The sequence below is a fragment of the Nitrospirota bacterium genome, from assembly GCA_013388455.1.
GTDB lineage: Bacteria > Nitrospirota > Thermodesulfovibrionia > Thermodesulfovibrionales > SM23-35 > JACAFF01.
Genome location: JACAFF010000003.1, coordinates 1 through 20,711, shown reverse-complemented (window position 1 = coordinate 20,711; position 20,711 = coordinate 1). Strand labels below are relative to the sequence as shown.

Genomic DNA, 20,711 nt, shown 5'->3' with positions numbered 1-20,711 from the left:
AAAAGGAGGAAAAGATGAAAATACTTGTAGTTGACGACGACCTGCATATCCAGAGACTTTATAAAGAGGAATTTGAGGACGAGGGCTATGATGTTGTTGTTGCATCAAATGGACAGGAGGCTCTGGAAAAGTTTGATACAGAGTCCCCCGATATTGTTACACTCGATATCTTGTTGCCAGATATAGACGGTATACGTCTTTTGCGGCAGATGAAAGAAAAGAAACCTAAAGTCCCTATTATAATGTCAACCGCATATGATTACAGAGACGATTTTGCTGTATGGGCTTCTGAAGCATATATAGTAAAATCATCGGATTTGAATGAATTAAAGTCAATGATTAAAAAATTACTTGAGAAACAATAATGTCAAAAAAGATATATCTTGAAAGCACACCTTTACATGAAGCACTTTCATTATGGCTTTCGAAAATTGAAGAAGCAAGTATTTTAAAGACTCGTAAAGAAGAAGTTATAAAGGTTATTGAATCACTCGGAAGAGTTACATCTGAAGCCATAAATGCAAAAATATCTGCACCTTTCTACCATTCTTCTGCAATGGACGGCTATGCTGTTCGATTTACTGATACCTTTGGTGCTACTGAGCGTAAACCAAAACGTCTTAAGATTGGCGAAGAAGCTGTTTATGTTGATACAGGTGACCCGCTTCCTGATGGTTTTAATGCAGTTATCATGATTGAAGATGTAAATATTATCAGAAATCAGGATTCAGGATACAACAATCAAAAGTTAAATGAAAAAAATCCGCCTGAATTCATAGAGATAATTTCACCAGCAACTCCATGGCAGCATATAAGGGTTATCGGTGAAGATATAATAGAGACAGAATTGATACTTCCTGAGAATCAAAAGATAAGACCTATTGATATAGGTGCAATGCTTGCCGGCGGGCATGTAGAAATAAAGGTAAGAACAAAACCAAAGGTTGTTATTATTCCGACTGGGACAGAACTTGTTGAGACAGGAAAAGATTTGAAAAAGGGCGATATAATTGAATTCAATTCAAGAATACTCAGTGGCCTTGTTTCTGAATGGGGAGGTGAACCAATTAGACATCAAATTGTTCCTGACAGGCTCGAAGAACTAAAAGAAGCTCTTGTTAATTCGATCGATATATGCGATTTTGTTGTTGTGAATGCAGGTTCATCATCAGGATCAGAAGATTTTACTGCGCAAGCTATAAAAGAACTCGGAGAGATAATTTTGCATGGTGTAAGCATAAAACCTGGAAAGCCAGTTATTTTAGGATTAATAAAAGGAAAGCCTGTTCTCGGTATTCCTGGATATCCTGTATCTACATACATAACTTTTAATCTATTTGCTAAACCACTTATATATAAACTGCAGGGACTTGAAATGCAAAAGCCTGAAATCCTTAATGCAAAATTATCACGTCAGATTGCATCAACTCTTGGGAATGAGGAATTTGTCAGGGTAAAAGTTGGAAAGGTTGGTAATCAATTTATTGCAACTCCTATAAGTCGTGGGGCTGGAGTCCTGATGTCACTCGTTCGTGCTGATGGTTTTGTTCAAATACCTGCAATGTCAGAGGGTATAGGGGCAGGGACAGAAATTAGAGTTGAACTGATGAGATCAAGAGAAGATATCGAAAATACAATTGTTTGTATAGGAAGTCATGACAATACACTTGATATTCTTGCAAATACACTCAAGAAAAGGTATCCAAGATTTTCACTATCATCAGCTCATGTCGGTTCAATGGGCGGATTAATTGCATTGAAGAGAAAGGAGGCACATATTGCAGGAACACATTTGCTTGACGAAGAAACTGGAGAGTATAATGTTCCTTTTATCAAAAAACTTTTAAAAGATATGAAAATTGTTCTTGTAAATCTTGTTTACAGAGAGCAAGGCCTTCTTGTTCTAAAAGGAAATCCTAAGAATATAAAAGGTTTTCATGATCTTATAAGAAATGATGTTGTTTTCATTAATAGACAGGCTGGTTCAGGGACAAGACTACTAACAGACAAATGTCTTAAAGAGCTATCTATTAACCCCAGAGATGTTAATGGTTATGAACATGAAGAGTATACACATATGGGTGTTGCTTCAGCAGTATTAACAGGGGTTGCAGATACAGGGCTGGCAATTCTTGCTTCTGCAAGGGCACTCAATCTTGAATTCATACCTGTTGCAAAAGAGCGATATGATATTGTAATTCCTGCAGAATTTTATGAGACAGAAATGCTTCAGCGTCTAATAAAAATTATACAAGAAGACGCTGAATTCAGAAATATGGTGCTCAGTCTTGGAGGATATGATATTTCGGACATGGGTAAAATTATCTTTGAGTCTTGAATATTAATTATCCATCATTATTTGGTTTTTCATCATCAACTTTATCAATAACTCTTTTTGCCCCAATGAATCTCTTTAAATAATAGGGTGCATCAATACTATCTATTGTTACCTTCTTCTTTTTTGAGGAAGCATGAATAAATAAATTGTTTCCAAGATAAATTCCTACATGTGAAGGGAATGAAGCATATGTTCTGAAGAAAACAAGATCGCCAATAGAAAGGTCTTCTTTATCAACAGGCTCTCCTTTTGTAAACTGTTCTCTTGCAGAACGTGGAAGATCTATGCCAATCAGACTATATACCTTCTTAACATAAGCTGAGCAATCGATACCAAGGATACTATTACCGCCAAACCTGTATGGTATATCCAGCATTTTTTTTGCAAAAAGCATAAGACGTTCTTTTATGCCAATATCTTCAGATATTTCTGATAAATGTATTTCATCATCTGTTTCTGCTTGAGAAATGATTGTATCATACTTTTTGGGTAAATCAGTTGCTTTTTCCTGCTCGAGCAATATTTTCTGCCCTGGTTTCAGCAAATCTGTTTCAAAATTGTTTATATCCTTTAATTCATCGATATTAACCTTAAATCTTTTTGCAATCTTATAAATAGTATCACCTTTTCTGACTGTATATACTTTTGTTTTTGTTTCTTTTACAACAAGTTTTTTGCCAATTTTTAATCTCGCAGAACTTAAGTGATTGAGTTTTTTTAATTCATTTACAGAAACACCATATCTTTTTGATATTGAAGTAAGTGTATCACCTTTTATCACTACGTGGAACAGAGCGTCTTCAATATAATTAGTAACTTGAGTTTTATTCTGAATATCTTCTTCCTTATGTTTACTGGATAAACTGATTTTTTTTGCAGTTTTGATACTATTAGTAGGTATGATTATTTTTACACCAGGTTTAAGTTTCCGTGGTTCGATGTTATTTATTCTTAGAATGTCTTCTGTTTTAACATTGAATTTTTTTGCAATTCTTGCAGGATTATCTCCTTTTTTAATAACATAAGTCTTATCAGCATAGCTATATTCTGTAATGAAAAGTGATAGCAAAAAAGTGGTCAATAAAATAAAAAACCATTTCATGCTATAACCTCCTTGTATTAAGCTGCTTCTTCTCGGACTACTTCTTTCAACGTTGGTAATTCTGTTAAATCCTTTAGTCCGAAGTATTGTAAAAATTCTCTTGTGGTTCCATATAAAAATGGCCTTCCTGGTGCTTCTTTGCGCCCCATAATCTTAATTAGCCTTTTCTCATGGAGAGTTCGTATAGCGCTATCAGAATTAACACCCCTTATCTGTTCAATTTCTGCCCTTATGATAGGCTGTTTGTAAGCAATAATAGCGAGTGTTTCAAGAGCAGGTAGTGACAATCTGGTAGAAATATTAATATTCTTAAACTTTTTAATCCATTCTGAACATTCCTGACTGGTAACCATCTGATATCCCTGAGCAATCTCGACTATCTGTAAACCTCCTCTTTTCTCTCTATAGTCCATAATAAGTTCTTCAAGTAGCCTCTTTATTTCAGCATGTGGCAATTCAATAACTTCATTAATAGATGAGAGCGTAAGTGGTTCTCCCGAAAGAAACAAAAGCGCCTCAATGACTGCTTTTCCTTCTCTGTCTTCCATAATCAAAACAATTAAAATATACCAGAAAATAGTTAAATTTGCAATTATTTTCTTATTCAATGTCATATTTCCACCAATCTTGCAATATTTTTCGATTTTGTTTTTTCAATCGAGTTCTATCATAACCTTTCTTTCCTTTCTTTGATGCTACAGGATGGTTTCTAAGTTTCAAGGCTGCTTCAAGAGGTAGGCGGGCTTTCAGTTTTTTCTTTGAAACTTTTTTTGATATTTGTCGTTTAACCATATTTCATAAATTTATATCTAAATGGTATCTAAATTGCAATAATTTATAGTTATGTTTAAATTTAATTAATCATTTGCTATAATTATTGTTAAAAAATTATATGTGATTAAAACATGATTCTTTATGATTCTGTTACATTGAATTCTTACTTACTATGAAAGGATTTATAAATTTATAAATGGAAAAGAAAAACCCGGCAAACTTAATGATTGTTGATGATGAAAATGAATCTTTAAAACCACTATGTGAAATTATTTCAAAATGGGGTTATGTTGTGACAGGCTTTACATCTGGGAAAGATGCAATTGAATTACTAAAAGATTATACTTTTGATCTGCTTCTTATAGACCTTGTAATGCCTGAGATGGATGGAATTGAACTTCTTAAAGCAGCGATTGAGATAGACCCATATATTGTTGGAATTATTATTACAGGTAAGGGCACAATTCAAACCGCTGTAAAAGCTATGAAGGCTGGAGCTTTTGATTATGTATTGAAACCATTAGATATGTTGATGCTTAAGCAGATTCTAACACGTGCACTTGAGGTCAGAAGGCTTAGAGTAGCAGAGAGTAAATATCGTTCTATATTTGAAAATGCAATAGGTGGAATTTATCAGACTACTCCAGAAGGAAGTTGTATAACTGCTAATGCTGCCTTAGCTTCTATTCTTGGTTATGATTCTCCTGATGAATTGATTGAGAATGTCAAAGATATAGGACAATTATATGTTGAACATAACCGTCGTTCTGAATTCGTAGAACTAATAGAAAAAAATTCTGTTGTAACAGGATTTGAATCACAAGTATATCGTAAAGATGGTAGCAAAATATGGGTCTCTGAAAATGCTCATGCAGTATATAGTAAAAATGGAAACCTTCTTTATTATGAAGGTATTGTTGAGGATATTACTAAACGCCGAGAAGTAGAAGAGGAATTAAAATGCTCACGTGAACAATTAAGAAATCTTTCTATACATTTACAGACTGCTATTGAAGAGGAACGAAAGTATATTGCTCGAGAGATTCATGATGAATTGGGTCAGATTTTGACCGCACTTAAGATAGATTTATTCTGGTTAAACTGCAAGATGCCAAAAGACAATAAGAATCTCGTTTCAAAAACGAGATTTATGTGTGAATTGATTGATACTGCTATAAAAACAATACAAAAAATTTCATCGGAGATAAGGCCTGGAATTCTTGATGATCTTGGCCTTTCATCAGCAATTGAATGGTATTCTGCTGACTTTCAAAATAGGACGGGAATAAAATGCGAGCTTTTTTTGGATACGAACGATTCAACATTAGACCATGATATTTCAATAGCTATCTATCGGATTGTTCAGGAAGCATTAACAAATGTAGCACGTCATGCACGTGCTACGAAATTAAGTATAAATATGACAGAGGTGGAAAATAAAATCATTATAAAAATCACGGATAATGGTATCGGTATAACCGAGGAACAGATTTCTAATCCAAAATCTTTTGGACTTACAGGAATAAGGGAGCGTGTTCATCTTCTTAGGGGAGAAGTAAAAATCAAGGGTATCCCAAATTTAGGGACAACCATTTATATTAATATTCCATTAACAGAGATATAAAATGATTAAAATACTTATTGCCGATGATCATGCAGTAGTTCGTGAAGGATTGAAACAAATTATCTCCGAAGTTTCTGATATGGTTGTTGCCGGTGAAGCAAAAGATGGTCTTGAAGCGATTAAGAAAGCTTCAGAAAATGTTTATGATGTTGTTCTTCTCGACATTGCAATGCCTGGTAAAAATGGACTTGATGTATTGAAAAAATTGAAGAGTAAAAATCCAAAACTACCTGTATTAATGTTAAGCGTTCATCCTGAAGAGCAATATGCTATTAGGGCGCTTCGAGCAGGTGCTTCCGGTTATCTTACAAAAGAAAGTGCCCCTGAAGAATTGGTTCGTGCTATCAGAAGAATTTCAATGGGAGGTAAATACCTCAGTGCCTCACTTGCTGAGAAATTAGTTATAGAATTGGAAGAGAATGAACAAAAGCCATGCCATAAGTTACTATCCGACAGGGAATTTCAGGTCATGTGTATGTTTGCTTCAGGAAAAACAACTAAAGAGATAGCAGAGGAATTATCATTGAGTATACAAACCGTTAGTACTTATAAGTCTCGAATACTTTATAAGATGAAAATGAATACTATTGCAGATGTTATCCGATATGCAGTTAAATTAGGATTAGTAGAATAATGTAGTAAAAATACTACAAAAACAAATCAAAGTTTAACGATAGTTTTTCCTTCCTGAAATTGTTACTTTTAATTAAATGTATAAGATTTCTAAAAATATCAGGAGTTATTCTATGGTAAAAACACAAAGAGGTGAAATTATTATTTTAAGTGATAATCTTAATTATATGTCATCCTTAAGTGGAATTTTAACGGAATCAGGATATTTTAACGTAGGTTTCACATCAAGTATGGAGATACTGAATATATTAGAGAATAAATCTTTTAATATTCTTTTAATTGATATTGATACCCCAGAATTTGATTATATGACCTTCATAAATCAGGTTATGGCCATAGACCCTTATATTAGCTGCATTATAATTACAAAACAGGAAAGAATTCATAATGCTATTGAGACTATGAAAGCAGGGGCTTTTGATTATATATTAAAACCATTCAACCTTGAAGTGCTGTTTAAGACTCTTTCTAATGCAATAAAAGTGCAAAAAATAAAGAAAGAAAAGGATATGTATCGTTCCATCTTTGAACACTCCATTGAGGGCATTTATCTCATGAAGCCTGACCATAAATGTATTGCTGCTAATCCAGCGCTGTCCAATATATTAGGTTGCCAATCTCCAGAAGAACTTTTGGTTGATTTTAATAGTATAAGATGCAAAATGAGTGTTATGACTGATCGATATGAAGAATTTAAACGGTTAATGCAAAAAAATGATATTATTTCTAATTTTGAATCACAGATTAATTGTAATAATGGAGATATTAAATGGATTTCTGAGAATGTAATTGCGATACGTGACAGTAAGGGCAATATAATTTACTATAGAGGAACAATAGAGGATATAACAGAGAAAAAATATGCTGAGGAAAAACTGCGTGAAAGTGAATTGCGATTCAGGAGTTGTGCAGAAAGATTGGCACAAAATGCAGATGAATTTCTCAATATAATAGATGATATTTGTGAATCATATAAAGAAATGGAAAATATTTTTGTCTGTTTCGCTAAAACAATAGTAAACACGTTTGTTGAAAAAAATATTTGGGAAAAGGGGCATTCAGAACGTGTGGCTATTTATACTGAAAAAATTGCAAGAGAAACAGAACTTGATGAACTACAGATAAAAAAGCTCTGCCTTGCAGCACTGCTTCATGACATAGGTACTACCTGTATTGCAAAATCTGTTATAGAAAAACCGACTCGGTTGTCAGACAAGGAATTCGAAACGATAAAGCAACATCCAGTACATGGTGCAATTTTATTAGAAAAAATTAAAAAGATGGACGACATTGTGCCGTTAATCAAATATCATCATGAGAGAATCGATGGAAAAGGTTATCCTGAAGGATTGAAAGGGGAAGAAATCCCTATTGGTGCAAGGATACTACATATTGCTGAATCATTTGATTCAATGACTTCTGACCGTCCATATAGACCTGCCTTAGGCAAAGAATATGCTTTCTCTGAACTGAAGAGATGTAATGGGTTACAATTTGACCCAGAAATTGTAGAAATTGCTCTAAGGGTTCTATAAAATACCCTTTAACCCAAATAATGCAGACATTGCTCGAAAATTTCTTTAACTCGATATGATTATTAAATTATCCATTTAATCTAATGACAATATAATTACTTCCTAAACATTAAATCCTGCTAAAAAGTTTTCGGCTTATAATGCTTTTGATGTTTATATGTCTGTCTGGTAATATAGTCTATTGTAGTTTATTGTTAAAATAAATCTTATCATTTATGAAAAGACTTGTTATAAAAATTGGCAGCAATATCCTCGCTGATATTAATGAGGGTCTTGATACAAAACGAATTTCCTCTATTGCATCAGATATTGCTCAACTGCGCGAGAAGGGATATCATTGTGTGATTGTTTCTTCTGGTGCGATAGCTGCTGGGATGAAAAAGCTTGGATTAAAAGAAAGGCCAAGAGATATAAAAATGAAACAAGCAGCAGCAGCTGTTGGCCAGAGCAGTCTGATGTGGGCTTATGAAAGAAGTTTCGGAGGATTTCAGATAAAAGTTGCTCAGGTATTACTCACGCAAGATGACTTTGCTGACAGAAAAAGATATATAAACTCAAAGAATACCCTTCTTGCCTTGATTTCTTATAACGTCATTCCTATTATAAATGAAAATGATACAGTTGCAACTGACGAAATAAAATTTGGAGATAATGATCGTCTTGCTGCCTTAGTTGCAAGTATGGTCGAAGCAGAGAGACTTATAATTCTTTCAGATGTAGATGGCCTTTATACAGAAGATCCGAAACATTCTTCTAAGGCAAAACTTATTGAATGTGTAGAAGAGATAACAACTGATCTTGAGAGAAGGGCAGGGGGATCTGGAAGTATTGTAGGAACAGGTGGAATGTATTCAAAAATTCTTGCAGCAAAATGGGCAATTAATCATGGTATTATTGTCCATATTATAAATGGGAAAAAGAATGGTCTTCTGTTATCTCTTATGCAAGGTAAACATTCTGGTACTATATTTAAACCAAAAGAGGAAAAGTTGTCCTCAAAGAAGGGATGGATTGCATATAGCAGTCGGACGAAAGGAAGTGTCGTGATAGACGATGGTGCAGTAAAGGCATTAGTCAGTGGTGGAAAAAGTCTTCTGCCATCTGGCATTTTGTATATTAATGGTGATTTCGAGACAGGAGATTCAGTCTATTGTATTGATATCAAAGGGAACCGCATTGCAAAGGGTCTGATCAATTATTCATCTTCAGAGATTGAGAAGATAAAAGGTAGAAGGTCAAAAGAAATCGAAGAAATTTTAGGTTATAAATATTCTGATGAAGCAATACACAGAGATAATCTTGTTTTATTGTAAATATTTTTTATATCGGGACATTATCTTAATTGAAATAGCATTTTGTAGGTTAAATAATTTCTAAGGGTGATGATATTGTTTGCGTTTGATTTTCATTCGAAATTGAAATTATTAAAGTTGTATCGCTTTTTGGTATTTTCTCTGGTATTTTAAACTTGAATTTTGCAATATGAGTTCCCTGTTTTCTGTAAACCTCTCTTTCAGCTTGGCTTAATATTCCTTCTTTTTCGTTAAAAAGAACTCTTTTTTCAATCAACTTTATTTTTTCTTTCTCCAATGGTGCAAGAACTGTATACTGAAATTTTACAACAACTGTTGAATAAGGAGCTATTTTTTGTGGAGAAATCGAAAGCGTCTCAGCAACAAGCTTTATCTCCCCATCTTTCAATTTATATTTATTCAAAGCATCTTCCCTTGATTCAATCTGTCTATCATATGTATCAACAATTAACACACCTATTGCTGATCCCCACATCCCACCCAATACAGCTCCAATCCCATTGCCTGAAATGATTCCGCCTACTATAAAACCTCCGAGTGCTCCTGCTCCCATTCTCCTGTTATTTTCTATAAGATAAGCGCACCCGCAAAGATAAAATACTAATAAAAAAATGATAACCATAATGGATATAGCCTTTCTCATAAACTCTAATCTCGATGTAATCTACTTTATTTATTATCGAGGTCTGTTAGGCCTTTATATTCAAAGTATTTACATTTTTTTATTGGGGAGAGAAAGATGTCATTCTTGCTACATAAACCTGCCTCTCCCCGAGCTGACCCATATGCAGAACTTAAAGCATTCAAACCAGGAAATATCTTCTCAAGCCAGACCGCATTATTGTTAAAATATTTACAGTCTCTGCAAGTGAATTCCATTTCTATTTTAATATCCTGTCATAGTTTTATTTATCCAATAATCACCAAGTATTATTACAGAGAGGATAAATCCAAGAACAACATTTACTGCTACACCAATAGTAAATGCCCAGAAAGGTTTTTTACCAGCTGCTGCGAGTTCTCTGAATCTTGTTGTAAGCCCGATGCTTAGAAAACAGAAAATAAACGTCCATGACCTGAGGCTTTTTATAGGTTTAATCAATTCAGGCTTGATTATCTTGTTGTAATCATCCAATGAATATCCTGAAGCGATAATTGTGATAATCACAGAAGCAAAGAAAAAACCGAGCACGAATTTTGGAAATCTCCACCAGATTTCCGATATATTTGGTTTTGTCCCTGTCTCGTCCCTTTCCCATTTAATGCAAGCAATAACTGCAAACATAAAAGACCAAATACCAAGCCATATATCCCTTCCTATAACTTTCATAAGAGTAAAAGCTCTTATAGCTGGCTCTTCATTCCCGACCATGTTACCATATGCGACTGCAGCAGCAAAACCTGCAGCGTCTGCAAATTCAGATGAACCTACCCATGCTCCAACAGGTGCAGGATGCAAATTTAGCAATTTTGAGAAATATGGAATGAAAAAAATCATTACGATTGCCCATATAGTTACAAGAGCTATAGCGACCGAAACATGCTCTTTCTTAGCTTTTACAGCTCCTCCTACTGCGATTGCTGCCGAAACTCCGCATATAGCCCCTCCAACACCGAGAACAGCACCAAATCTTCTATCAAGTTTGAATATTTTTGTTGCAACAAAAAAAATAGTTAAACAGGTGAAAACAGAAATAATGGTTGCTTGTAAAAATGCAACAGGTCCAGCCCATATTATCAAGGTAAAAGGAAGCGTAGCTCCTAAAAGCACAATACCAGTCTTAATATAATATTCGACTCTGAAACCTGAATCCATCCATTTAGGTAGCTTAATGATATTTGAAATTAGCAACCCGAGTAAAAGGGCAACCAGAGGAGCTTCAAAACCATATGAACTTAGTGGCTTATATTCGCCTATAATGAATGTTATTATTGATAGGATATAAAGAAAAATAAATGAAGGAATATATTCAGATTGTTTGAAACCGAGTATTTTAGTACTTATGCTAAATATTATTATCCATATAAAAAATTGAAGCACATACCAGCCGAATTTTGAAGAAAAGTGCTCACTTAATTTATTAAAGTCTGTCCATTCAGGTGGAAGAACACTTAAGGATTTTAGAAATGGACTTCCGGAATAGAAGAATAAAATAGCAGCGATTACTATTCCAAGACCAAGATATATAGCCCACCAATCCTCTTTTAGATAGAGTTCCTTCCATCCCATTGGCTTTTTTTGTTCTTCCATAAATATCCTCCTTTCTAAAAATTATTTATTTGAAAATAGGTTATCTCTGTTATTATTAAAAGTCAATACTGAAATATAAACTTAGGTGCGAATGAGTACCATTGCCACAAAACGACTTAAGAAAGCACAAAAAGAAACGTCAATGATTTTAATACTTATTGGGTAGCGTAGAAAAACTTCCGCACCATAAAAGATACTGGTTATTACCTGATCTTTATAAAGGGAAAAGGTCTGTCGAAAGGATGCTAAAAAGCATATATACCAATAATGGAGCGGGCGACGGGATTTGAACCCGCGACCTTCAGCTTGGGAAGCTGACACTCTACCGCTGAGTTACGCCCGCAAATCAAGTGGTTACAAATTAAATTATTATAACAAGTAACGTAAGAATTTTAAAAGAAATCATCCCTAAGACAGTATGAGGAGCTTAACCATGCAGAGCTTAAAAGAAACATTACTAAGTGACAAAATAAACTTAACAAAAAAGGAAAATAATTTCGTTTAGATTTTTACATGAGGCAATATAGAAAATGGGATGTGTCCCTATTATTCAAGAAATGAATTAAAATTAGAAGATTTTGCGATTGTATCAAAAAGTTATTGTGAGTTAGATAATACTGTGTATGGATTTATGTTATGAAAAAATACAGGCTTTCATTATAAATTTGGCTGGTGGTTGAATATAATTGTACAAAAAATTGTAAATTTATATATAGAGTTGATTATTATGAAATATTTTAATTGCAAGAGGAAGAAGGTTTTTGTAAAAATTAAATGAAATGTAATAAATATAAGTAAAAATAAGAGATAACACTTTGTAAAGATTTAAGTTGTTTTGATTCTTGATGATAGGTTTATTATGATATTGAAGATTTTTAAATTTATAGAAGAGAAGGTAGTAAGGGATTAGCAGTTTGATGATGAGATTAAAAATTCAAGATTCAAGACTTGACTCCAAGAACAATTCTTTTATAAGGAGCTGTAATGAAAAATGACATTGAGGAAATCAAAAGGCATTTTAAATTAGTTGCAGAATCATTGAAGACAAAAATTCAATTTATAGCAGAGGGAGTCACTACTGTTGATGATAAACTTGAACGTTTCCGCAAAGAAGTCAAAAAAGAATTTGCAGAATTAGAGGTAAAAGGAGCGTTTTTCCATGCATAAAGAAGCGATAAGATATTTAGAAAATGCTAAGGAAATTTTAAGAAAGGCCTCAATTGAAGACAATACATATACTGATATAAAAACAGTTCAAGAGGCATGTGGCACTGCCTACCTCGCAATACTAAAAGCTATAGATGAATATTTAATAAATCGAGGAGTAGATTCAAAAGACTTACCACAATCTATTGAAGGTTACAGAGAAATGATTAGAAAGCACCTATCAGTTCATAACGGAAAGCTTACAAGAGAATTTGAGAAATTGTACAAAGCCTTACATATAGCTGGATATTACAGAGGTCTTTTAGAAGATGTCAATATGGTAAAAGACGCACTTAAAGCTGCTAAGTCCTTTATAGATAAAATTAAGTAGTGCTTCCGAAGTGTAAATTTTCACGGCGTGTGTAATTTCCCCTCTATTAAGAGGGGTGCAGGGGCGTGTAAGAGTGTGATTTCCCTATCAATATCTTGACCCCGTTTAAATAGTTAGACTCGTTAATTCTACCTGATAGAGCAAAGAGGCATCTTTTAGGTAAATTATTTTGTAATTATCAAAAATCTTTTTTCTTAGAAGAGGAGAAGCGGTTTCAATATCTACAAGATCGATTAGATTTAGGTTATAATAAGTTTATGCAAATCACAAAGATTGATTTAAGAAAATATAAAAAGTATTGGAAAGAGGAAGCACTACGGTCTGAAGTCAAAAAAGAAAAGTTGCGTAAGGATGCTTTAAAAACCGCTGAAAGACTCAAGGATATTCTCATAAAGAATTTTTCTGTGAAAAAAATTGTAATATTCGGATCTGTTTTGCAAAAAGGTGACTTTGATGAAAATTCAGACATTGATCTTGCCGTTGAAGGTCTTCCCAAGAATGCTTTTTTCACAGCACTTGCACGTCTTATTATGGAGAGCCCTTTTGAAGTTGATTTGAAACCTATCGAAGATACAAGTGATTTACTCAGAAAGAGAATTTCACAAGGAAAGATTCTCTATGAAAAAAGAAATGATTCCTGAACTAATTTCAGAAATAAAAGATGAACTTCTACTATTAGATAAATTAGCAAATGACATTATAGAAACCGCTGATAAAATACCTCCGTCCAACCCGGAAAAAAAAATTTATGAAGAAAGTCTTGCCCTTAAACTGCATAATTTTTATACAGGATATGAACGTATTTTTCAGAAAATAGCAGATGAACTTAACGTTGGGGTTCCACATTCATGGGACTGGCACAAGAGATTACTAAAAAGTATGTCCCTTGAGATAGAAAACATAAGACCTCCAGTAATATCGAAAGATACATCGAAACTTCTTGAAGAATATCTTGCATTCAGGCACGTTATAAGAAACATATATGGATTTGAAATAGATAGTGAAAGATTGACAAGTCTTGTAGAGAAAATATATGGAACCCACGAACGATTAAGAGAGGAGATTAACAGTTTTATTCGTTTTTTAAAAAAGCTTGTAGAGTAGTTTGTTGCATATGTTTTATGTGAGTAACTGAAAATTTATTGATAAGAAATAATATTATATGTGTGATCCCATATGTAAAGATTTAAGTTTTTGATTCTTGGTGAGAAGTTTATTATGATATTGAAGATATTTAAGTTAATAAAAGAGGGGAATAAGGGGTTAGCAATTTGGATATGGAGTTAGAAATTCAAGATTCAAGACCTAACCCCCAAACTTTACAATAAGGATTATGAGGAACGAGGACAAGAAGGAAAGTAAAGGGTTTATAGAAGACAATTTAATTGTACAAGAGTTGGCGAAATATGATTTTATTGTATTTGCACTTCTATTTGGCTCTTTTGCTGAAAACAGAGCAATGCGCGTAAGCGATATTGATATAGGTATTTACACAAATCGAACTGTTTCTCTCTTGGAGATTGGTGCGGTAGTAACCCGTATTGAAAAAATAGCTAACACGAAAGTTGATATAATAATTTTGAATAACTTATACAAAAAGAAATCTGTTCTCGCATTTGAGATAGTATCAAAGGGGCGATTAATTCTGTGCCATGATCAAGAGAAATTTATAGGGTTTAAAAAGAATACCTTCTTGTATCATCTTGATACAGCGCCGTTAAGATATACTGTTGATGAAAGTTTCAGAAAGCGGCTCAGTGAGAAGCGCTTAGGGGAAAGAAATTATGCTGGAACGGCTTAAATTACTTGAAGAAAATATTAAAGAACTTCTGGAATTTAAAAAGAGAATTTCACTTGAGGATATTCAAAGTGACAAATATAAAGAATGGGCATTGAGATATGGATTTGTCGAAACAATTCAGATAGTGATAGATATTGCATGCCATCTGGTCAGCAAATATAATCTCGGTAATCCCTCCACGTACTCAGAATGCATTGAGCTTTTACAAAAGTATAGTTATATTGATGAGAATTTAACTGTTAAACTCCTTGGTATGGTTGGTTTAAGGAATATACTCATTCACGAGTATCTCACCGTAGACAAAAGCAAACTATACGATTTATTAAACAACGTTGATGATATCCGTCATTTTATTCAAAAAATAAAAGATTTAATCTAAAGGCTATAAAGCATGAAAAGGATATGGAATAACATGCCTGAAGTAACAAAGTAACATAGCAGCTAATTTGGAGATTACAAAAAAGGTATTTATTGTGTCGGTTGTTATTTTTCCTTGAAATTTTAAGGGTTTTTAGGGTTAAATGAAATAAAAACAAAAAATTTTTATGGATAATTCCAAAAACAAAAATTTAGCTTTTTTAGCTTTAGCCATAAGAAATCTATTCACAAAAATATTTATACATCTAGTTCAAATACAAGAAAACAGTTTTTTAGTCAACTCTCAAAGCTCCCTTGCAATTCAGAAATACAAGGGGTTAAGAGTTTATTTAGTATTTTTATTGTAAAAGTGGAAATAGTTATTGTAAAAATTTAATTTATAATTAAGTAAGACTAAGAGTTAACACCTTATAAAGATTTGAGTTATTTTATTTTTTATGAAAGGTTTATTGTGATATTGAAGATTTTTAAGTTAATAAGAGAGAAGGTGGTAAGGGGTTAGCCGTGTGGTGATGAGATTAGAAATTCAAGATTCAAAACCTGACCCCATGCCCATGTAACTATCTGCAACCAATAAAGAAAGAAATAACGGGTGCGAATGAAGTATCATGCATAATCATTATGGTAAAAAAAATAATATTTTTTCGATAGGAGTTGTTTTCTCTTGACAAAGGACCTTTTAATGGGTGACCCCTAAATTGATGCTCTATCAATATAGTATTTGATTTTGCTATTTAGAACTTAGTTTAATGTTTAAAGATATTAAGATCGATATAATTTTACCACCAGGCAGGCATTCTTGGAATTTAAAACAAGGCTGGGAATATAATTTGAAGAAACTGGGTGTTTTAAATAAAGCTTTTTATGTGAATAAATTGACAGAGAGTTTAATTTTTGAATATATATCTAATCCATCTTCTGATATGATTATTTTAATGGGAGGTGATCATCATCTTTATTTTTTACATGATTCTGATTACAAGAAAGATTTATGGCATAAAGTCAAAATACCTACAATTGTTTTTTGTTATGAGTCGATATTAGAATCAAAGTTTCCAAATTCTATTGAAAAAACTGTTTCTGCAATTAATCTTTTTACTCATTTTATTTATTGTGATGAAATTGATAAGTTAATATTTGAAAAATACGATGTTCCATCAATTTGGTTGCCACAATGTGTAGACCATTACCACTTTTACCCAATTAATAATAAAAATATTTATAGCGAAAAACTCTTTTTTAAGGGGAAAACAAGTAGATCATTATTTTATGATTTAAGGATAAAAATTTTACAGGCTTTAATAGATAATGATTTAGTTGATTACTATGACAAAGAAATTAGTGACTATGAGTTGATGTCTGAGTATCAAAGACATTTATACTCAATTAACTTACCAAGCAATTTTGGGGGATTCAATACACGCACGTTTGAAGCTTTAGCGTCAAAAAATATTTTATTTCAAGATATAATAAAAAACCGCCCTAAAAACAATGAACTTTTTAAAGATGGTATAGATATAATTTATTATGATCCATATGACCCAAATTGTATTAAGAATTTAATAGAAAGGATATTAGAAGTTAAAAAGAATTTTAATGATTATAAAAAAATTGCTGAAAATGGTTATAATAATTGTTTAAGTAATCATACTATTGAAAAAAGAATACAGCAAATAGTTAAATTTGTCGAGGATACTTATACTTCCTCAGATAGGTTGCATTTAGGATGTGGGGAAAATGTTTTACCAGGTTTTTTAAATGTTGATATTAGAAAAATAAATCCTTATGTATTTGTTGATGATGTAAGTTCATTGAATTCTCTTCCCGATAAATCATTTTCACTAATATATGCGAGTCATATATTAGAACATTTTCCAAGAGATAAGGTAATAGACATTTTAAGAAAATGGATTTCGAAACTTAAAGAAGGTGGAGAAATATATATTTCAGTACCAGATTTTGAATATTTATGTAAAAAATATTTAGAAACAAAAAGAATCGAGGACATATTACCTCCACTTTTTGGGGGACAAGATTATAAAGAAAACTTTCATTTTAATGCGTTTGATGAGGTCTTGCTCAGTAAATGTCTTAAAGAATTGGGGCTTGTCAATATATCTAAATTTAATCCGTTTCTATATAATTTTACAAAAAAAGATTGCGCCAGATGGGAACTGAGTCTGAATGTAAAAGGTCAAAAGCCAATCAAAGTTATTCAAGATGCAAAAAAAACCGTTATGTGGGAAGATATAAAAATGTTTGTTTTATCAATTCCTGGACTATTAGCTCCAGGTCAAGAAGAGTTTCTTTTTAATAAAGTTAATTCTTTACAGGATGATGCAATCATAGTTGAAATTGGTTCATATAAAGGTCGATCAACTGTTGCGATGGGCTATGCGTGTAAAGGCACAAAACGCCGAATTTACTGTATAGATACATGGGATGGCAATGAAACAGATTTTCAAGAACGAAACTTTTATGATGTTTGGCAGGAAAATATCAGAAAAAATGGAATTGAAAAACATGTGACACCACTAAAAGGAAATTCACACTATATATTGTCCCGTTGGGATGAACTTACTAATGGGAAAATGATTGATTTTATCTTTATTGATGGGTCTCATCGATTTTTAGATGTACTCAAAGATTTTGAAATGACTTATCCATTTATTAAAAAGGGTGGATTAATTGCTTTCCATGACGTAGTGCATTCATGGCCTGGACCTGAACGTCTTTGGAATGACATTGCAAAATATATTTTAGAGAATCATGAATACTGCTCAACCCTTGCATGCGGACAGAAAATAAAGGAATACAATCTTAGAAACAAACTGCCCTTTCACTTTCTCACCATCGTCCTTAACGGTGAACGTTTTATCCGTCATCACATAGAAGTATTCAAACAACTGCCTTTTAAATGGCACTGGCATATTATTGAGGGAGTTGCGGATCTAAAGCACGATACGGCCTGGAGCCTGCAATTTGGAGCACGAATTACTGATGAAATTCATAAGAATGGCCTTAGCAATGACGGCACAACCGAATATCTTGACGACCTTAAAAAACAATATCCTGATAACATAACCATCTACCGAAAAGAAGGAGGTAAGTTCTGGGATGGAAAACTCGAAATGGTGAATGCCCCGTTGAAAAACATTAACGAGGAATGCTTACTCTGGCAAATTGATGCTGATGAATTATGGACAGTTGAGCAAATATGTGCTGCTCAATTTATGTTTCTACAAAATCCTGAAAAAACAGCAGCGTTTTATTTTTGTCATTATTTTGTCGGGGAAGATTTGGTAATTACAACGCGGGACACGTATGGTAATCATACGAATTATGAATGGATTAGAACGTGGAGATATAAACCCGGAGATAAGTGGATTGCGCATGAACCCCCAAAACTTTGCAGAAAAATTGAAAATGATTGGATTGATATTGCCTCAATTAATCCATTCCGACACGGTGAGACAGAAGAAAGGGGCATGATCTTTCAACATTATGCATATGCAATCGAAAAACAATTAGCTTTTAAAGAATTTTATTTTGGATATAAAGGAGCTACTTCTGTTTGGAAGCAGTTACAAAAAGTTAATAAATTTCCAGTCTATTTAAGAGACTATTTCCCTTGGGTTAAAGATACTGCACAAGTTAACACAACTTCGTCTATAGGAATTAGACCTGTTGCACGAAAAAATATTCTTGGACATTGGAAATTTAGACAATACGAAATACCATCGACAGAACCATCTAACATCCTTTTCATTCGCACGGATTCTATAGGTGACAATGTGCTTGCAATGTCCATGTTGCCATATATTAGACAGAAATACCCTTATACTAAGATTACAGTACTATGTCAAAAACATATAGCCGAGCTTTACGAATCATGTCCACATATAGATGAAATAATTACTTTTGATAGAATAAGATGTTATCAAGATGAAAGTTATAGAAATGAAATATTGGCTAAGGTTCAAGCTTTAAATTCAGATATTGCCTTGAATTCTGTATATTCTCGGGAACCTTTGACAGATTTCTTCACAATTGGGAGTAATGCTAAAGAAAGAATCGGATTTAAAGGTGACCATTGTAATATACAACCACAAGTTTGGGCTGAAAATAATAAATATTATTCAAAGCTTTTAGAAACAGAAGTCACTTACAAAACAGAGCTTGAAAGGCATAGAGATTTTCTTAAAGGTCTTGGGATTGAAGCACCACAACTACAGCCTATTATTTGGTTGACCCCTGAAGATGAAAAATTTGCAGAAGAATTCTTTAGAGAAAATAAATTAGATCCTGAAAAGACAATAGCGCTTTTCACAGGTGTCCAACAAAATACTCGTTTTTATGAGTATTATGGAGAAGCCTTAAAAGATGCTTTAAAAGACGAAAAGTTTACACTCATTGCTTTTGGTGCAGCCGAAGACAGGGCTATTAATCAAAGTAATCTTGATGCAACTAGAATGTATTCGATAAATCTTAGTGGTGAATTAACTATTCGTCAGACTGCTGCTCTCATGAAAAAATGCCGTCTTGCAGTTGGAGCCGAAACTGGTTTGGCCCATATCGCATGTGCAGTTGGTATATTCAATATCATTTTACTTGGTGGTGGACAATTTGGTCGTTTTATGCCCTTCTCGTTTCTTACATCAGTTGTTTGCCTTCCTTTAGAATGCTATAAATGCAGTTGGTATTGTAAGTACCATAGAGTTTATTGTATCAGGGATATATTACCTGAAGTGTTTTCCTATGCAATAAGTCAAACATTAAATAGTCAATCGAACAAACCCCGTGTTTTTGTTCAGGGTAAGTCTTTATGGAATCCAAAATTAGGAGAACCTCAATGGAAATGGTTTGATAGATTTTTGGACATTAATTCAGTTGAAATTATTCCTGTAGGAGAAGTGCCTGAAATACCCGAAAGGGTTAAAGAAAAAGAATCAATGTGTATCCAATCTAACATACTTGAGGAAATACAAAAAATAAACAGTTTGATGAATATTCAAAAATTCTCTGAAGCAGAGGGTGTGATAAACGAGGCACTCCAAAAATTCCCTGATTCTCCTGAACTTCTTAATGAACAAGCTGTTTTGAAGATTAAGCAAGGAGACAAGCAGGGTGCTAAAGAGATATTGTTGAAAATTACAAAAATTAATCAATCTTTTTACCCTGCCTATAACAATCTTGCCTGTCTTTATTGTGATGAAGGGGATTTTGAGAACGCGACAAGATATTTTGAAGAGGCTTTAAAAATTACAAAGAGTCAGGCAATAGGCAACAGGCAACAGGCAACGGTAGCAGGTTATAGGTCAGTGGTTATGGGTTATGGGGAGATGTTGATGAGTTTAAAGAAGTATGCAAAGGCTAAGGAGTTGTTTGATGAATATTTGAAGGCAAATCCTGAAGATTCAGAAGT

The 20,711-nt window shown here is 33.2% G+C and carries 18 protein-coding genes and 1 tRNA gene; 13 read left to right on the top strand and 6 right to left on the bottom strand.

The genetic code is table 11. The features are described 5' to 3' along the window. Positions 1 to 14 precede the first annotated feature (14 nt). Both HXY53_00955 and HXY53_00950 read left to right on the top strand, forming a co-directional pair. Entirely contained in the window at positions 15 to 365 is a 351-nt protein-coding gene (locus HXY53_00955) for a response regulator (protein NWF75138.1), read from the top strand. After that, a complete protein-coding gene (locus HXY53_00950; GenBank protein ID NWF75137.1) occupies positions 365 to 2,338 on the top strand; it encodes a molybdopterin biosynthesis protein in 1,974 nt (657 codons plus the stop codon). The genes HXY53_00955 and HXY53_00950 overlap by 1 nt, the downstream gene beginning before the upstream one ends. A gap of 7 nt (positions 2,339 to 2,345) precedes the next feature. Here the strand turns inward: HXY53_00950 and HXY53_00945 are convergent, their stop codons facing one another. From HXY53_00945 to HXY53_00935, 3 genes are read right to left on the bottom strand one after another with little or no spacing between them, the layout of a single operon-like run. After that, on the bottom strand, positions 2,346 to 3,440 hold the full coding sequence (locus tag HXY53_00945) for a LysM peptidoglycan-binding domain-containing protein (protein NWF75136.1): 1,095 nt from the start codon (positions 3,438 to 3,440) through the stop codon (positions 2,346 to 2,348). Positions 3,441 to 3,457: 17 nt separating this feature from the next. Beyond that, positions 3,458 to 3,988: an SMC-Scp complex subunit ScpB gene (scpB, locus tag HXY53_00940; GenBank protein NWF75135.1), complete on the bottom strand. Its 531-nt coding sequence runs from the start codon at positions 3,986 to 3,988 to the stop codon at positions 3,458 to 3,460. 52 nt (positions 3,989 to 4,040) lie between these two features. Further along, the gene (locus tag HXY53_00935; GenBank protein NWF75134.1) at positions 4,041 to 4,232 is read right to left on the bottom strand and encodes a hypothetical protein; all 192 of its coding nucleotides are present in this window, start codon (positions 4,230 to 4,232) and stop codon (positions 4,041 to 4,043) included. A 178-nt stretch (positions 4,233 to 4,410) separates the two neighbouring features. Here HXY53_00935 and HXY53_00930 point away from each other — a divergent pair, with 178 nt between their 5' ends. The 4 genes from HXY53_00930 to proB all read left to right on the top strand — a co-directional run bounded on the left by HXY53_00930 (position 4,411) and on the right by proB (position 9,319). Next, entirely contained in the window at positions 4,411 to 5,838 is a 1,428-nt protein-coding gene (locus HXY53_00930; protein ID NWF75133.1) for a response regulator, read from the top strand. Position 5,839: 1 nt separating this feature from the next. Further along, positions 5,840 to 6,472: a response regulator transcription factor gene (locus tag HXY53_00925; protein NWF75132.1), complete on the top strand. Its 633-nt coding sequence runs from the start codon at positions 5,840 to 5,842 to the stop codon at positions 6,470 to 6,472. Between the two features lie 112 nt (positions 6,473 to 6,584). Then, the gene (locus HXY53_00920; GenBank protein NWF75131.1) at positions 6,585 to 8,006 is read left to right on the top strand and encodes an HD domain-containing protein; all 1,422 of its coding nucleotides are present in this window, start codon (positions 6,585 to 6,587) and stop codon (positions 8,004 to 8,006) included. A 215-nt stretch (positions 8,007 to 8,221) separates the two neighbouring features. Next, a complete protein-coding gene (proB, locus tag HXY53_00915; protein NWF75130.1) occupies positions 8,222 to 9,319 on the top strand; it encodes a glutamate 5-kinase in 1,098 nt (365 codons plus the stop codon). A 49-nt stretch (positions 9,320 to 9,368) separates the two neighbouring features. Here the strand turns inward: proB and HXY53_00910 are convergent, their stop codons facing one another. The 3 genes from HXY53_00910 to HXY53_00900 form a co-directional block, all read right to left on the bottom strand. Beyond that, complete coding sequence (locus HXY53_00910; protein ID NWF75129.1) at positions 9,369 to 9,962, bottom strand: hypothetical protein; 594 nt, start codon at positions 9,960 to 9,962, stop codon at positions 9,369 to 9,371. A gap of 243 nt (positions 9,963 to 10,205) precedes the next feature. After that, positions 10,206 to 11,570 (bottom strand): putative sulfate exporter family transporter, encoded by a 1,365-nt coding sequence (locus HXY53_00905; protein ID NWF75128.1) that lies wholly within the window; start codon positions 11,568 to 11,570, stop codon positions 10,206 to 10,208. Positions 11,571 to 11,838: 268 nt separating this feature from the next. Continuing rightward, positions 11,839 to 11,913, bottom strand: a tRNA-Gly gene (locus HXY53_00900). 641 nt (positions 11,914 to 12,554) lie between these two features. Between HXY53_00900 and HXY53_00895 the strand changes: the two genes are divergently transcribed. The 7 genes from HXY53_00895 to HXY53_00865 all read left to right on the top strand — a co-directional run. After that, a complete protein-coding gene (locus tag HXY53_00895; GenBank protein ID NWF75127.1) occupies positions 12,555 to 12,737 on the top strand; it encodes a hypothetical protein in 183 nt (60 codons plus the stop codon). Beyond that, positions 12,730 to 13,107, top strand: coding sequence for a DUF5618 family protein (locus HXY53_00890; protein NWF75126.1), 378 nt, complete (start codon positions 12,730 to 12,732; stop codon positions 13,105 to 13,107). Before HXY53_00895 ends, HXY53_00890 begins: the two co-directional genes overlap by 8 nt. 257 nt (positions 13,108 to 13,364) lie before the next feature. Then, positions 13,365 to 13,748 carry a nucleotidyltransferase domain-containing protein gene (locus HXY53_00885; GenBank protein NWF75125.1) on the top strand — a complete coding sequence of 128 codons (384 nt, stop codon included), beginning with the start codon at positions 13,365 to 13,367 and terminating at the stop codon, positions 13,746 to 13,748. Next, a complete protein-coding gene (locus tag HXY53_00880; protein NWF75124.1) occupies positions 13,726 to 14,211 on the top strand; it encodes a hypothetical protein in 486 nt (161 codons plus the stop codon). The genes HXY53_00885 and HXY53_00880 overlap by 23 nt, the downstream gene beginning before the upstream one ends. Positions 14,212 to 14,440: 229 nt before the next feature. Then, positions 14,441 to 14,908 carry a nucleotidyltransferase domain-containing protein gene (locus HXY53_00875; protein NWF75123.1) on the top strand — a complete coding sequence of 156 codons (468 nt, stop codon included), beginning with the start codon at positions 14,441 to 14,443 and terminating at the stop codon, positions 14,906 to 14,908. After that, on the top strand, positions 14,892 to 15,287 hold the full coding sequence (locus HXY53_00870) for a DUF86 domain-containing protein (GenBank protein ID NWF75122.1): 396 nt from the start codon (positions 14,892 to 14,894) through the stop codon (positions 15,285 to 15,287). The genes HXY53_00875 and HXY53_00870 overlap by 17 nt, the downstream gene beginning before the upstream one ends. Before the next feature lie 829 nt (positions 15,288 to 16,116). Beyond that, a partial coding sequence (locus HXY53_00865) for a class I SAM-dependent methyltransferase (protein ID NWF75121.1) occupies positions 16,117 to 20,711 on the top strand: 4,595 nt, incomplete at its 3' end.